The organism is Ereboglobus sp. PH5-5 (assembly GCF_029504805.1).
GTDB lineage: Bacteria > Verrucomicrobiota > Verrucomicrobiia > Opitutales > Opitutaceae > Ereboglobus.
The window spans coordinates 56,968-72,081 of the sequence record NZ_JAQFIT010000006.1 but is presented as its reverse complement, the minus strand read 5'-3'; the positions used below and the strand labels follow the sequence as shown (position 1 = coordinate 72,081).

Below are 15,114 nucleotides of genomic sequence, written 5' to 3'. Positions count from 1 at the left end.
CCCGTTTTCGCGCCGGTGCTCTCAGCAAACCCCGCTCTTGATTTTTTCCGTGCGCGGCTAAAATCCTTTTTCTCTTTCGACACTTTCACAAACCAAACACACAACAACTCAACACGCATTATTCGCATCATGTCCGACAAAAAAAACGACGCACAAACCGCACCGCAAAAATTCGAGTTCCAGGCCGAGATCAAGCAGCTCCTCGATATCGTCATCCACTCGCTCTACACCGAGAAGGAAATCTTCGTGCGCGAGCTCGTCTCGAACGCCTCCGACGCGCTCGAAAAATTCCGCCACCTCCAGCTCACCGAAAAAAATCTCCCCGACGACCAGCGCCCCCTCGAGGTCAACATCACCACCGACGACAAGTCCGACGAAAAAACCATCACCATCGCCGACGACGGCCTCGGCATGACCAGCGCCGAACTTGTTGAAAACCTCGGCACCATCGCGCACTCCGGCTCCAAGGCCTTCCTCAAGGCGCTCGGTGAAAACGGCCAGAAAAACGCCAACCTCATCGGCCAGTTCGGCGTCGGCTTCTACTCCGCGTTCATGGTCGCCAAGCACGTGCGCGTCACCTCGCGCTCATGGCGTGCCGATGAGCCCGCGCACACCTGGTCGAGCGACGGCTCCGGCTCCTACACCATCGAAACCGCGCCCGCCGACACCCCGCGCGGCACCTCCATCGCCATCACGCTCAAGGACGATTGCGCCGACTTCGCCGGCGAGGCGCGCATCAAGCAAATCCTCGAGCACTACTCCGCCTTCGTCTCCTTCCCGGTCAACCTCAACACCAAGCGCATCAACACCGTCCAGGCGCTCTGGCTGCGCAACAAAAACGAAATCAAACCCGAGGAATACACCGAGTTCTACAAGTTCCAAGCCCACGCCTGGGACGAGCCGCGCACGCACCTCCACTTTTCCGCCGACGCCCCGCTCGCCATCAACGCCCTCCTCTTCGTGCCCAACGAAAACCCCGAGCGTTTCGGCATGACGCGCCTCGAGCCCTCCGTCGCGCTCTACTGCCGCAAAGTCCTCATCGACTCGCGCCCGAAAGACCTCCTCCCCGAATGGCTCCGCTTCCTCAAAGGCGTCGTCGATTGCGAGGATCTTCCGCTCAACATCTCGCGCGAAACCATGCAGGACAAGGCGCTGCTCGACAAACTCGGCAAGGTCATCACCAAGCGCTTCCTCAAGCACCTCGACGAACTCGCGCAAAACAACGCCGACGCCTACGCCGACCTCTACGCCCAGTTCGGCATCTTCCTCAAGGAAGGCGCCGCGCTCGACTTCACGCACAAGGAGCAACTCACCAAGCTCCTCCGCTACGAATCCTCGCTCACCGAAAAAGGCAAAACCACCTCGCTCGCCGACTACGTCTCGCGCATGAAGGAAGGCCAAACCGAGATATACTACCTCATCGGCGCCACCCGCGAATCAATCGAAAGCGGCCCCTACATCGAGGGCTTCAAATCGCGCAACCTCGAGGTCCTCTACTGCTACGAGGCCGTTGACGATTACGTGATGAGCAACGTCCGCGAATTCGACGGCAAAAAACTCGTCTCCGCCGACAGCGCCGACCTGAAACTCCCCGACGCGCCCAAGCCGCCCGCCGATGAAAACGCGCTCTCCGAAACCGACACCGCCGCCCTCGTCGAATGGCTCAAAACAACGCTCACCGCGCGCGGCGTCGCCGAGGTGAAGTCGAGCGACCGCCTCACCGATTCGCCCGCGCTCGCGCTCAACGCCGACCCCATGCCCGCGCACATGCGCCGCATGATGCGCGCCATGCGCCAGCAGCAAGCCGCCTCGGGAACCGACGGCAAGGAGGGAGAAATCCCCGCCGAGCCCCCGCTCAAGGTGAATCTCGAAATCAACCCGCGCAGTGCCGTGATCAAGCGCCTTGCCGACGCGCAAAAAACCGCGCCCGAAAAAGCCGCTTTGATTGCCGAGCAAATCCTGGACAACGCCCTCATCAGCGCCGGCCTCCTCGACGACGCCAGCAAAATGGTCGCGCGAATCTACAAGCTGCTGGAGACGGCGTAGTGTAGTTATCAACAAAGTTCGAAAACTCTCCGCACATAAAACTGTTTTGCTGCAATTGGTGCTGTCTGATCCAGCCACAAACAAATGAGCCAAGATTCAGAAACACGCATCAAATGCATTGCATGTGACCGGCTTGTTCTTCCTGTCACCGCCAAATTCAATGACGGATTGTGCGGCTACTGCATTCAGCATGTTCGCAGAAAAAAATTCGATGAGATTGTCGCCGGTTGGATGCGGGATCCTTCCACACTTCCCGGCACAAACGGAATTCCAGAACCATCCGATTTCGCGCTCGCGATCAAGGCGGCAGAACTGCGAGATTTGCGAACACTGCGCGGCAAACAACGAGAAGCTTGCGGTATTTTTTTCAGCGAAGCATATGCGAAATGGTATGAGAGCGGTCCTGATGCCTTAACCCCAAAAGAGAAACACATTTTGGCTATAGAGACATTTATTGGTGAAATTACTAACGGAGGAATCATCCAATATTTGGGAAATGAATCTCATGCATTTGCCAATTGGGCGGCGGAAGGTTTCGATCAAATCGGATTTCCAAAGTATGCGAATATTGCGAGACGCATCACTTCATTGTTTCCATATGAAGTGATCCCCGAAGATGACGAGAAATGTTGCGAAATAGTTGAAGACATCGACGGTAAAATTTTTGAGGGAATAGAAAAAGATTTTAACCAAGCCTATAATTTTTATGAGGCGGTTTATGTCGAAAAATTGTATTCATATATCTCGAAATAATAGCCATAAAAGAGCGTCACTATCGCACAAAAATCGTAATGACCGCCAAATAAATTTTCAGCAACGCCAGTAAAATGGTCGCGCAAATCTACAAGATTCTGGAGACGGCGTGAGCATAATGGAGCGGCGGCATTCCTGCCGCCGGATGCAATTCGACCGTTGACGTCCGCAGCGACAACAAAAACGTTGTCGTCCATAAACCCGCTCCTTTTCCCCTCGACCGCTTTGGTCTAATATCACTGCTAACCAGAAGAAAAATACGATGCCTAATATCGAGTTAACTTTTGATAACGTTCCCGTGCGCATAATGGATGGACCATATCTGAAAGACGGAAAACCTTCAGCCACGGCGGTCAAACACTACAAAAGCCTGGTCAAACGATTGCCGGAGTTTCGCGCATTTGCGGCCAAAGAATTGTGCTCTCTCTACAATGACACTTGGCTTGATGAGAGCATTGGGACCGTGGATGAGAAGCGATTTGCCCGCATGTTGACCAACCCAAGCATTCACCTGTTCGACGAAGTCGGGGCCTCCGTGGTATATTTCGACGATGCAGGATTATTCGCCGGCCATAGTATCGAAGTCTCAGTCGAAGATGGCGCCCCAACTTCTGCAGACATCATCGGATAACCAATAAGCAAAAAAGGTTGGAGTGAAAGCCCGCTACACCTCCAAAATGACTGTAGCAGCATGAATATCATGAAATGGGCAAAAATAATTACATTTTAATTCATTGGTAATGAATGAATTAACTTTTAATTGAAAGAACATTTCAATTTCTTGTTGACGAAGACACCTGAATTTAATCTTCTCTGCTTATCAATTTCACTTCTCCCGCATAGCGGGAGTTTTGGGGTAACTAAGAAAGCAAATGGCCGGTCGCTTAGGGGTAGGCGACCGGCCAACTTTTTTTACCGATTCGAAGATTGCTGTTTTGCTGAAAACGCACGGCCCCAATGACACTTTCCAGAAGCGCGCATTGCGTGTTGCGCATGCTCATGAGTTGAGCCCTTGGCGAATCATTGAGATGGCGATTGCGGCGAGGAGCATGGAGATGATTTTCGAAATCGCCTTCATGCCCGTGATGCCGATCAGTTTTCCGAGTTTGTCACTCCACGCCAGCGCGAGCACGACGAGCGCGAGATTCGCCGCGAGCGCGGCAAGCGTCATCACAAAACCGACCATGTCGACGCAGATGAACAAAGTCGCGATCACCGCCGGCCCCGCGATGAGCGGCATGCCCAGCGGCACCACGCCAAAATCCTCCGAAAGCGTTTGCGGCGCCGATTCGCTTGATGTGAGCAGATCGCGGGCGGCCAGGATCAACAGGATAAGCCCGCCGGCGATTTGAAAATCGCCCGGCGTGATATACAGCGCGCGGAAAATCGCCTGTCCGAGAAACAAAAATAACAACGCCACGCCCGCGCCCGTGAGGATGGCCTGGCGCGTGATGCGCTTGCGCTTTTCCATGGGGATGAGCGGGGTGAAACCGAGATACAACGCCGCAAGCCCGATCGGGTCCATCGCGACAAAAAGCGGAATGAATGCCTTAAGAAATTTCTCAGCCAATTCAATCATGCCGCGAATCATCACAAAACGCGCGCCAAGGGCAAACCAAAGTGAAGTCGGGCGCGTCCCCCTTCGTTTTATAAAAACAAGCGGCGGGACACCGCTTCCACTTTGACACATCCCGAAAAATCCATGCGCATACATGGCATCATGCGAATCTACTTCATGGGCATTTGCGGCACGGCGATGGGCAACGCGGCGCTGCTTGTGCGCGCCGCCGGGCACGAGGTGCTCGGAGCCGACTCCGGCGTGTATCCGCCCATGAGCACCGTGCTCGCGGCGGCGGGCATTTCGCTCCACGAGGGCTACGATCCCGCGCGCCTCGAAAAACTCGCGCCCGACCTCGTCGTAATCGGCAACGCGATGTCGCGCGGCAATCCCGAGGTCGAATGGCTTCTCGCCGGGCGCGCGATTCCCTTCACGTCGCTCCCCGCGTTGCTGCACGATCACATCCTCGCACGGCGCGACAACATCGTCGTCTGCGGCACGCACGGCAAAACCACCACCACCGCGATGACGGCGTTTCTCCTTCGGAAAAACGGGCGCGATCCCGGCTTTCTCATCGGCGGCGTTCCGCAGGATCCGCCCGTCGGCAACCACCTCGGTGCGCCCGCCGATCCTTTTGTGATCGAGGGCGACGAATACGACAGCGCGTTTTTCGACAAGCGCAGCAAGTTCATCCATTACGCGCCGCGCATCGCCATCCTCAACAACCTCGAGTTCGACCACGCCGACATCTTCCGCGATCTCGCCGACGTGAAACGCACGTTCACGCACCTCACCCGCCTCGTGCCGGGCAATGGCGCCATCGTTTTTAATGGCGACGATGCCAACCTTTGCGAAGTCGTCGAAAAAGTGACCTGGTGCAAAATCCTCGGTGTCGGCACGGGTGAGAATAATTTTGCGCGCATCGCCGACTTTTCGGAGGACGCGGACGGCATATCCTTCACGCTTCTCTGGAACGGCGCCGAGTGGACAAAAATCCGCATGGCCACGCCCGGCCTTTACAATGCCCGCAATGCCGCGATGGCAGCCGTGGTGACGGCGCTAAGCCTTGGCGGGGCGAAGCCTCCGGCTGAGTCGGAAACGTCAGTTTCTCCCATCAATATCGGCTCAGCCGGAGGCTTCGCCCTACCCGGAGAAAACCTTTGCATCTCCGAACCGCTCGCTCGCTTTCGCGGAGTGAAACGCCGTCAGGAAACACTTGTCGCCACTCCCGCGCTCACCGTGGTTGAGGATTTTGGGCACCATCCGACCGCGATTGCCGGAACACTAAAATCCTTTCGCAACCGTTTTCCCGGCGCAACCCTCACGGCGGTTTTTGAACCGCGCAGCAACACCGCGCGCACGCGCGCCCTGCAAGACGACTTTGCCGCCGCGCTTGTTTTTGCCGACGAAGTTTATCTCGGCCCGGTTAGCCGCGCCGAAAAACTTTCAGCCGACGAGCGCTTCGACACCGCCGCCGTGGTTCAACAACTCGCCGCGCGCGACATCCGCGCCGGGGCGTTTTCGAGCAACGTCGCGCTTCTCGAAAAACTCACCGCCGCCACGCTTCCGGCGAATCCCGCGAATCCGCGTGCCGTGATCTTTTTCAGCAACGGCAGCTTCGACGGCATCATCGCGAAATACGCAAAGGCGGCGGCGTGACGCGGACTGCCCTTAGCAGACCCTCACCACGGGCATCTGCAACAACTGGCCGAGTTTTTCGATCTTTTGCGCGATGTGACCGACGCCAACCGCGCAGTGATGCGCGGGGCCGTGGCTGTTCCAGCGATTCACAAACTCGCGCGCGCCGCACTTGAAGCGATAGCGGCTGTTTGTGTTGCCGATGGCGAGAATCGGTCCCGGCACCGACTCCGCTTCCGCGCAGAGCAGGCCGAGTTTGCCGTCGCCCGTCTCGACCACCGAGAGCAAGGTCACCGGCCCGTGGCGCACGGCCATCTCGACCGAAACGCCGCTGCCGACCTTGCCGTGGTAAACCGTGAGCGGGCGCACCTTGGTTTTGCCCTCGGCGATTTTTATGTGCCCCGGACCGTCGTGCCCCATGAGCACGACATCGTCCGCGAAATCCATCGCGTAATATTCCGTGAACGAGCCGCCCGCGCCAAACAAATCCATGATCTTCATCGCTTGCGCGTTCTTCACCTCATACTCGCCCGCGACGGGAACGCCGCGACCGGTCAGCATCGACGTGCCGAGTATGATTGAGCTGATCGCGTCCTCGCATTCCTTCACGCCGGAGCCCTTGTGGAAATACGCCATCGAGCCCAGGCGATAATCCGCGACCAGCTTGTCGAGCGCGACGGATGTGCGCGCGGCTTCCGCGAGCGCGTCGTCGCCGCAGTCGGGCTGCACGTCAAATATCTCTCGAAACTCCGCCACGCGCGCGGCGATTTTATCCGCGGCGACCTCGCGCCGGCGCGCAACCAGCTCCTCTACTTCGAGCATTTCGACATGCGTGCCAAACGTCGCGCATTGCAGCGTGACGTCCGAGTAAATGTCCAGCATGCCGCCGTAATAGTGCCCCATCAATCCGAGCCGGTTCCCGGCCATGCCGGCGGCCACGCGCGCGGCCTCCACCCACGCGTCGATCTCCGACCAGCACACGGGGTCGTCCTCAAGCACGCCCGTGACTTGGTGGAACCGCACGCCCGCTCGATTGAAGACATTGGCGATTTCCGGCACCGGGCACGCCGCGCAATGCGCGAGCCACTCGCCCGTCATCCGCGTGCGATCGCCCATGTTATTGAAAGTTTTGTAGTCGATCGCCGGCTCGGGCGCGAGATTGAGCACGATCACGGGCACTCGCGCCCGCTGCACGACCGGCAGCACCGTCGAGGACAGCGCATACGTGGTGACATGCAAAAAGATCAAGTCCACATCCGCGCGCCGCAACTCGCCGCCCGCCTCGCGCGCCCGGTCGGCATTGTCAACGAGGCCGACATTCACCACCTCGACGTTTGGACGCGCCAGTTTTTGCGCGACCCGCGCCAAATAACCCTCAAGCCGTTCCTTCAGGCCGGAAAATTGGGGCCAGTAGGCGTCCAGGCCAATGCCAAACAAACCGATTCGAAGCGCGGACGCATTTTGGGGAGCATTCGGTGAATTCATGGTTGTGAAGCTTAGCGTGTGGACACAGCGTTGTGAATTGTCTTATTGCTTTTTTTCATATAAAAAATGTCCACCCCTGACAAAACCGCCCGTGATTATTTTCGCTATTTCGCAACGCCGCCCGAAATGAACATCTGGGGGCTGGCGGTGACCGCGTCGGGGTTCACCCGCATTCCGCCCGGCGCCCGTTATCCCATGTCCGCGCATCCCGACGACCACGCGCTGAACTGGACGCGCGGTCGCGTCCTCGACGCGCTTCAAATCGTCCTCATCGAGGAGGGGCGCGGACGGTTTGAAACCCGCCAGACGGGGCTGGTCGAAGTCGGCCCGGGCGCGGCATTCGCCCTGCTGCCCGGCGTCTGGCACCGCTACCAGCCCGACCCGCAGACCGGCTGGGTGGAGAGCTGGCTGGAGGCGCGCGGCCCGCTCGTGACGCGCTTGATTTCAAAAAAAATCATCAATGCCGCCCAATCCGTGCGCGCGAACGTGCTCGCGACGGAAATGGAGGCGTCGCTGCAACGCCTGCACACGCACTCAAGGGAAAACGGCGCGTCGCACGACCCGGCGCGAAGCGCGGCGGCCTACGCCGTCCTCGCCGCGTGGGAGCAGGCGGGCCGGATTGAGAACGCGCCCCCCACGCGCCTGAGCCATTCGGTCGGCCAGCTTGAGCGCATCCTTGCCGAGCGTTACACCGAGGCGGTGAATGTGCGGGAGCTGTCCAAAAAACTCGGCGTGGCCTACTCGCATTTGCGGCGCGCTTTCAAGCAGCATACAAATTATGCCCCCTGGCAATATGTGATAAATCTGCGCATGGCGCACGCGCGCCGCCTGCTTGCGTCAACCGACGCAACCCTTGACGAGGCGGCGGCCCAGCTCGGCTTTAGCTCCGCCTTTCACCTGTCGGCCACCTTCAAACAAGTGCACGGAATTTCGCCGAGCGCATGGAGGCGCAACCTTGTGAATCATGACAAGGCGGGCGCGGGTTAGGCGCGTTTTGTTCTTGGGTGGGCGCCGGTTCAGGTTGTGGCGATGCCGAGGGGTTTGATGGCTTTCCAATCGCCACGGGTGAAGTCGGGGATGCCGACGGGGTGGCTGCCTTCCTGGACTGATTTTGCCGACAGTTCGAGGATGCAGCTCCAGAGCGCGGCGTCGTAAACCGTCATGTCGGGAGTGAGACCCTTGCGGATGCAATCAAGCAGGCGGTAGCTCATGACATAATCCATGCCTCCGTGGCCGCTGTTCTTGGCGCGTTCCTGCAATTGTTTGTAGAGCGGATGGTCGAACCTTTCGCGCATGGCCTTAAAATCGTCGTCCTTGAGCCAGCCGTGGCTGCTCTTGGCCTTGAGGTTGTATTTTTTCGGGTCATCGAGCGCGAGGCGGTTCGGGTAGCCGAAAAAGGTGCCGCCGGTGCCGCTGAGGGCGTTGATGCGGCTGTAGGGGCGCGGGCTGATCACGTCGTGCTGGATCATGATGGAGCGGCCCAGCTCGGTTTTGACAAGGGTGGTGTTCATGTCGCCGCAGACGTATTTTTCGCCGGCGTGGCGCCCGTCGTTTGGATTTTTTTCCCTGAGCCACTTGGAGAGGCCGGCTTCGGGCGAGCTCATGGAGACGAGGTATTTCATCTGGTCGCCGCGCCCGATGCCCATGTATTGGCAGACGGGGCCGAGGCCGTGCGTGGGATAGAGATTGCCGTCGAGGGTCTTGTGGTATTCGCGGCGCCAGTCGCCCTCGGTGCCGAGCTTGAAGAGCATGCCGCGCAGGTCGTGGATGTAGGCGCACTCGGCGTGCGTGAGCTCGCCGAAAACACCCTCGCGGGCCATGTTGAGCACAAAGAGTTCGTTGCGGCCGTAACAACAGTTTTCCAAAATCGCGCAGTGGCGCTGGGTTTTTTCCGAGGTGTCCACGAGTTTCCAGCACTCGTCAACCGTGACGGCGGCGGAGACTTCCACGAAGGCGTGCTTGCCCGCCTCCATCGCCTTGACGCTCATTTCGCAATGCCATTCCCAAGGCGTGGCGACGTAAACGACATCGATGTTGTCCTGCCGCAGGAGGTTTTCCCAGGCGCGGTCGCCGCCGGAATAGGTTCTCGGGGTCTGCCCCTTGTCCCCGGCGCGCTTGAGCATCATGGCGACGCGTTCCTCGCGGACGTCGCAGATGGCGGTGACTTCAACAAAGGGGATGTTCAACAGGTCCTTGAGCAGCGAGCCGCCCCGGCCGCCGCAGCCGATGAGCCCGACGCGAACTTTTTCAATCGGCGAGGTGGTCAGGGAATGGACGGGTTTTTGTCCGGCGGGGCGGCGGCGTGTCTGGCTGATGTTTTTGGCGCGACTGCGCACGGCGCCGAATCCGGGTTCCGCGCCGGCCGCGCGGGAGGGGGCCATTCCGGCGAGGCCGATGCCCAGCCCCGCGAGGGCTGTTGTTTTGAGGAAGTCGCGACGCGAGTGGTTGTGTTGGGTGCTCATGGGGATGATGTTGGTGGTGAAAGATTATGAGGCGGGTGTCGGGTGCAACAGGTAACAATAGAAACGAAGCCTTTAAGAAACCTCTTTTGTAATCGCCGGTCAATGCGGCAGGTTTGTTTTTCCGCGCGCGGGGGGCGGAGTCCGGGCGGCGCGGGGTTCTGCGGATGCCAAAGGAATCCAGTCGGTTGCCGTTGAAGTTCCGGCGGGCGCGGGGCATCGTCTTTTGAAAATTTGATATTCATCATGGAATTACCAGTAAACGAAGGTCCCGCATTTGATGTTGTTGTTGTCGGCGGCGGCGTGTCGGGAAGTGTCGCGGCAATCGCGGCGGCGCGTTGTGGCGCGCGGGTGCTTGTCGTCGAGGAGCAGGGATTTCCCGGCGGCTCGCTCACGGCGATGGGCGTGGGGCCGATGATGAGTTTTCACAATCCCGCCGGGGAGCAGGTGGTGCGCGGGATTCCCGACGAGATTATCGGGCGGCTTCGCGAGCGCGGCGCGAGCACGGGGCACATTGCCGACACGACGACTTATTGCAGCACCGTCACGCCGTTCGACAGCGAGGCGCTCAAGATCGAGCTCGAAACCATGCTGGCCGATGCGGACTGCGGCATGCTTTATCACACGCAACTCGCCGCGGTTGAAACCGATGCCGCGGGCGGCATCGCGCGCATTATCGTGTGCAACAAGGCCGGGCTCACCGCGATTCGCGCGAAGGTGTTTGTCGACGCCACCGGCGACGGCGACCTCGCGGCGCGCGCGGGCGTGCCGTTCCAGCTTGGCCGGGAAAAAGACGGCGCGGCGCAACCGATGACGATGAACCTCAAGCTCGCCAATGTTGATACCGCCGCGATTCGCGCCTACGCGCTCGCGCATCCGGAGGATTTTCTCTGGCATCCGCGCGGGCCGGAGGAGGGCGCGCGCCGTTTGCGGACCTCGCCGCGCATCAGCCTGGCGGGATTCCTCGGCGCGTGGAAGGCCGCGCGCGAACGCGGCGAGGTGGATGTTCCGCGCGACCAAGTGCTTTTCTTCGAGACGGCCGAGCCCGGCGTTGTGATCGTGAACACTTCGCGCATCACCGGGCTTGATGCAACCGACCCTTTTGCGCTGGGCAAGGCCGGGATGACCGGCCGCCGCCAGTGCGCGCGGATATTTGATTTTTTGCGCAAGCACGCGGTGGGTTTTTCGAAGGCCATCCGCATGGATACCGCCGCCAAAATCGGCGTGCGCGAAAGCCGGCACATTCGCGGACTGCATGTGCTCACCGCCGAAGACATACTCGGCGCGCGCGATTTTGAGGACGCGATTGCGCTGGGCGCGTATCCAATCGACATCCACTCCGCGGACGGCGCGGCGGTCACGACCACCACGCACCTGCGCCCCGACAGCGCGTATCGCATACCGCTGCGCAGCCTTCTCGTGGAGCGGCCGGAAAACCTGGTTGTCGTGGGACGCTGCATCAGCGCGACACACGAGGCGTCGGCGGCGTTTCGCGTCACGCCAATCGCAATGGCAATCGGGCAGGGCGGGGGAGTGGCGGCGGCGCTGGCCGCGCTTGGCCAAACAGCCCCGGCGCGCGTGCCATTTGCGGCGATTCGCGAGCGTCTTTTGTCGCAAGGCGCGAAGCTGTCCTGATGCGGAAACGCGCGCGCATTGAGTGTTGCAAACTCAACGAGGCGTCTCACCCGCGCGCAGTTCCACCGCGATGACGGCGCTTCCTCCGGCGGACGCTTTTGCGCGGACGACCAGGATGCGCGTGCCTGGGTTTGGCGCGTCGTAATTGTTTTTGACCGAGGCCCCGGCCGGGATGATTTCGAACTCGCGTTTTTCGCCGTCCCCGTTGCCCGCCCACGCACGCAACTGCTTTCCGTTTTGTGTCAACAGGGCGTGGCCTCCGCTGTTGTCCTGACTGAGTTGAATTTGGGCTTTTGTCACCATGGCCCAGCGGATTTCGGCGCCGGGCGCGGCGCCCTCGATTGAATCCCTGATGAAGACGGTGCGCGACTTCGGCTGAAAGCTGATTTCGCGGCGCACGCTGCCGGCTTGATCCGCGAACACTGGGGAAAGGTCGATTTCCACTCCGCTGGATTTGTCCTCGCCGCCCATGATTATTCCATCACGCCAAAATCGCAAAAACTCCGAGCGCCCGCCAACGCGGTGCGGCTGGTTGTCGATGGTGAGCGTGTTGTGCGAAAAATTGTTCATGCGAAAAACCGTCCAGCGCTGCGCGTCCTGTGTGCGTCCGAAAATGCGCATGCCTTTTGACTCAAGTGATTCGTAGTTCTGCATTCCGAGGTCGATTGCCCAGCGCACGCCGTCGGCCTCCAGGATGAACGAGCCGGCGTCCATGTGTCCGTGCGAGGCGTTGGCCGCGCCGGCTTTGCAGGCGAGGAAGAGCGCGTTCGGATCGGTCCACGAACTGCGAAACACCGCGACGGGATTTTTGCCCTCGCCCTTCCATGCGAGCGGAAGGCCGGGCTCGGTGTTTGGCGGCGCAAGTCCGGCGTCCGGCCACCAGAGCGCGATGAGCGGGAGAAACCGTTCCCGCGATTTCAAGTTTGGCGGTGCGGCGAGGACGGGGTTGTTCAGTTTTCCGGCGAACCAATACAAAATCGGATCGAAGAAACTTTGGAGCCCGCAGTCGGAAAAGTTGAATTGTTTGCCGGTTGGCCCGGTGAGGTGGAGTTGCGTGTTGGCGCTCGCGAGGAATCCGGGGCTGGCGCAAAGATCCCAATCCGTGCCGAGCGCGGATTCGAGCGCGGCGACGAGAAGCACTTGATACGCCGTGCCGTAGCTCCAGTATCCCGGCCCCTCGGGATAAACGCCGTCGGGCGCGTAGGGCCGCAGTCCGTTCACGATGCCGGCGCGCGCGGCCTTGAGCATGTCGCGGGCAAGCGCGGGCTCGTCCCCGGCAACCGCGAGCGCGCCGAGGGAAAGTCCGCCGAGGCAGACTTGGTTCCAGTTGTTTTCCTGCCGGTGCCAGCTGTTTCGCCGGAGTTTCGAATCGATCCCCTCGCGGAGTCCCTTTTCGACGATTGCGCGGCGAACGATTGCGCGCGTTTCGGGGGATAGTTTTTCGTGGAGCCAGTCGTAGCCGAGCGCGAGCGCGGCGGTCATTTCCGCGACGTCGAGGAAATGCGACGGGTTCCAGTTGTCGAACGACGCGGCGGCGAGCATCTCCTGCTCGGCGCGTTGCAGAAACGCATCGTTTTGCGTCGAGCGATGGGCGACGGCGAGTGTGAGCACGCGGCGCAACGCCTCGCGCGAGACGCCGAGCAGTCGGCGTCCGGTGAGTTTGCGCTCGAGCGCCGGAGCGCCGAGGATTGCGCGCGCGTTTTTTTCGAGTTGCGCAAGAAGCGCGTCGAATTGCGGATCGTTGGCGCGATTGCGCGCGCGCCGATCGAACACCGCCCAGTCCCGCGCGGTGAAAAGAAGGCGCGGGTGCTCCTTGCGCAGCGTTAACAATGGATCATCGGCTGCCGCGCGGGTTGCGACCGCCGGGAAAAACAAGGAGCAAAGCAAAAATGAAAACAGGGCGGCGAGGGGTTTTCTCATGCGCGCATGAAAGACTGGCGGCATTGTTTTTCCAGCCAATAACGAGCGCGAAAATACTATCCGGCGTGGCGGCGGAAAAACTTTTTTCGCAAGACGTGTAACTTTCCGGCGGCCCGGCGTGTTTGATGGGGCATGAACTTTTTTACTTCCAAAAAAACAACTCTGTTTCTCGCGACGGCCTGCGCCCTCGCTTTCTTTTCCACTGTCGCGTCGGCCAGAATCGAGCGCGCTGTCGAAAAAACATTTTCGGTTCAATCTGGCGCGAAACTTTCCGTCTCGACGTCGGGCGGCAATGTGCGCGTCGAGCCGGGCGATGTTCAAAGTGTGCGAATTGTCGCCCGGCAAATTTTTCCGCGGGCGAAGAGCGAGGCCGAGGCCGATGAGATTGCGAAATCGCTCGACCTCGTCATGGAGCAGTCGGGCAACTCGGTGAGCGCGTCGGCGAAATACACAAAGGCCACGTTGAGGCGCGCGCCGGTTTGCGTGGAGTTCGATGTCACCGTGCCGCGCGCATGCGATGCCACGGTTACGACTTCCGGCGGCGATGTGTTCGTGGGCGACCTTGCCGGCACGGTCAAGGTGCGCACGAGCGGCGGCGATGTGAAGCTCGGGCGGATCGACGGGATTGTCAGCGCGCACACAAGCGGCGGCGATGTTGATCTCGCGGGTTGCACAAAAAACGCGACGCTCGAAACAAGCGGAGGCGACATCGAGACGGGCGCCGTGGCGGGTGATTTGGCGATCACGACAAGCGGGGGCGACATCAAGATAAAAGGCGCCTCGGGCGCGATCACTGCGCGCACAGGCGGGGGCGACATTGAGGCCGTCCTCTCCGAGGTGACGAGCGAGTGTTCGCTGAGCACTTCCGGCGGCGATGTGGAATTGAAGCTGGGCAAATCGTCCGGATTGCTGGTGGACGCAGTGACAAAAGGCGGGCGTGTGAAAACCGAAGGCAACCTGCAAATCGCCCTGCTTGCGGGCGGCAATGGCAAGAACCGCCTGTCGGGCAGAATCAACGGCGGCGGACCGCTGGTCAAAGTGCGCACCTCGGGCGGCGATATCGAGGTGAAGACGCGATAATTTCGGAAGTATTTTGAGATGCCGCGGCCGCTTGGGGGCCGCCGTTTCATCAAAGCGGGTCGCTTGGCTTGGCGACCCGCTTATAGTTTTTTGATTTGGCTCGGGGTAATTGCGCTTCTGTTCCCGCTATTCCGCTGGATGGATATTGTGAAGCGCGCAAATGGTTTTTTGTCGTGTTGCCGAGGCGTGCGAAGACTGCTCGTATTTGCGGAAACTGATTCGCAAAAATGTCCGCCCAACCGTCATCCGCTTCCTCCTGCAAACTCGCGATCAAGGCCATCCCCAACGCGCCGCGCAACGAGGTCGCGGGGTGGCTCGGCGACGCGCTCAAGGTCAAGGTGCGCGCGCCCGCGCTTGAGGGGCGCGCCAACGAGGAGCTGTGCGAATTTTTGGCGGAAACGCTGGACCTGCCAAAGCGCGCGGTTTCGGTCGCGCATGGCGGGAAGTCCCGCCAGAAGGTCGTCCAAATTGACGGGCTTTCGCTGGACGAGGCGCGCGCGCGGCTAAAGGTGTGAGCGGTCGCGTTCCTTGGTTGCCAAA

At 60.2% G+C, this 15,114-nt stretch carries 12 protein-coding genes; 8 read left to right on the top strand and 4 right to left on the bottom strand.

Annotation, left to right across the window (positions count from 1 at the left end; translation table 11 throughout):
* Window positions 1–129: 129 nt before the first annotated feature.
* From htpG to M2103_RS05140, 3 genes are all read left to right on the top strand, one after another.
* Window positions 130–2,046 (top strand): molecular chaperone HtpG, encoded by a 1,917-nt coding sequence (gene htpG / locus M2103_RS05150; protein WP_277509179.1) that lies wholly within the window; start codon window positions 130–132, stop codon window positions 2,044–2,046.
* A gap of 84 nt (window positions 2,047–2,130) precedes the next feature.
* Entirely contained in the window at window positions 2,131–2,799 is a 669-nt protein-coding gene (locus tag M2103_RS05145; RefSeq protein ID WP_277509178.1) for a DUF4375 domain-containing protein, read from the top strand.
* 262 nt (window positions 2,800–3,061) lie between these two features.
* A complete protein-coding gene (locus M2103_RS05140; protein ID WP_277509177.1) occupies window positions 3,062–3,430 on the top strand; it encodes a DUF2262 domain-containing protein in 369 nt (122 codons plus the stop codon).
* Between the two features lie 366 nt (window positions 3,431–3,796).
* Here M2103_RS05140 and M2103_RS05135 read toward each other — a convergent pair whose 3' ends face one another.
* Window positions 3,797–4,378: a MarC family protein gene (locus tag M2103_RS05135; RefSeq protein WP_108824349.1), complete on the bottom strand. Its 582-nt coding sequence runs from the start codon at window positions 4,376–4,378 to the stop codon at window positions 3,797–3,799.
* Window positions 4,379–4,480: 102 nt separating this feature from the next.
* Between M2103_RS05135 and M2103_RS05130 the strand changes: the two genes are divergently transcribed.
* Complete coding sequence (locus M2103_RS05130; RefSeq protein ID WP_277509174.1) at window positions 4,481–6,016, top strand: Mur ligase family protein; 1,536 nt, start codon at window positions 4,481–4,483, stop codon at window positions 6,014–6,016.
* Window positions 6,017–6,028: 12 nt separating this feature from the next.
* On the opposite strand, the gene M2103_RS05125 is transcribed toward M2103_RS05130, so the two are convergent.
* Window positions 6,029–7,480, bottom strand: a complete 1,452-nt coding sequence (locus M2103_RS05125; protein ID WP_277509172.1) for an arabinose isomerase — start codon at window positions 7,478–7,480, stop codon at window positions 6,029–6,031.
* Between the two features lie 66 nt (window positions 7,481–7,546).
* Here M2103_RS05125 and M2103_RS05120 point away from each other — a divergent pair, with 66 nt between their 5' ends.
* Window positions 7,547–8,467: an AraC family transcriptional regulator gene (locus tag M2103_RS05120; protein ID WP_277509170.1), complete on the top strand. Its 921-nt coding sequence runs from the start codon at window positions 7,547–7,549 to the stop codon at window positions 8,465–8,467.
* Window positions 8,468–8,496: 29 nt separating this feature from the next.
* Here M2103_RS05120 and M2103_RS05115 read toward each other — a convergent pair whose 3' ends face one another.
* Window positions 8,497–9,942: a Gfo/Idh/MocA family oxidoreductase gene (locus tag M2103_RS05115; RefSeq protein WP_277509169.1), complete on the bottom strand. Its 1,446-nt coding sequence runs from the start codon at window positions 9,940–9,942 to the stop codon at window positions 8,497–8,499.
* A gap of 243 nt (window positions 9,943–10,185) precedes the next feature.
* On the opposite strand from M2103_RS05115, the gene M2103_RS05110 reads away from it, so the two are divergent.
* Window positions 10,186–11,574: an FAD-dependent oxidoreductase gene (locus tag M2103_RS05110; protein ID WP_277509168.1), complete on the top strand. Its 1,389-nt coding sequence runs from the start codon at window positions 10,186–10,188 to the stop codon at window positions 11,572–11,574.
* 33 nt (window positions 11,575–11,607) lie between these two features.
* Here the strand turns inward: M2103_RS05110 and M2103_RS05105 are convergent, their stop codons facing one another.
* On the bottom strand, window positions 11,608–13,494 hold the full coding sequence (locus M2103_RS05105) for a heparinase II/III family protein (RefSeq protein WP_277509167.1): 1,887 nt from the start codon (window positions 13,492–13,494) through the stop codon (window positions 11,608–11,610).
* A 132-nt stretch (window positions 13,495–13,626) separates the two neighbouring features.
* Between M2103_RS05105 and M2103_RS05100 the strand changes: the two genes are divergently transcribed.
* Together M2103_RS05100 and M2103_RS05095 are read left to right on the top strand one after the other, a co-directional pair.
* Window positions 13,627–14,574 carry a DUF4097 family beta strand repeat-containing protein gene (locus tag M2103_RS05100; protein WP_277509166.1) on the top strand — a complete coding sequence of 316 codons (948 nt, stop codon included), beginning with the start codon at window positions 13,627–13,629 and terminating at the stop codon, window positions 14,572–14,574.
* Window positions 14,575–14,801: 227 nt separating this feature from the next.
* Entirely contained in the window at window positions 14,802–15,089 is a 288-nt protein-coding gene (locus M2103_RS05095) for a DUF167 domain-containing protein (protein WP_277509164.1), read from the top strand.
* The last annotated feature ends 25 nt before the right edge of the window (window positions 15,090–15,114 follow it).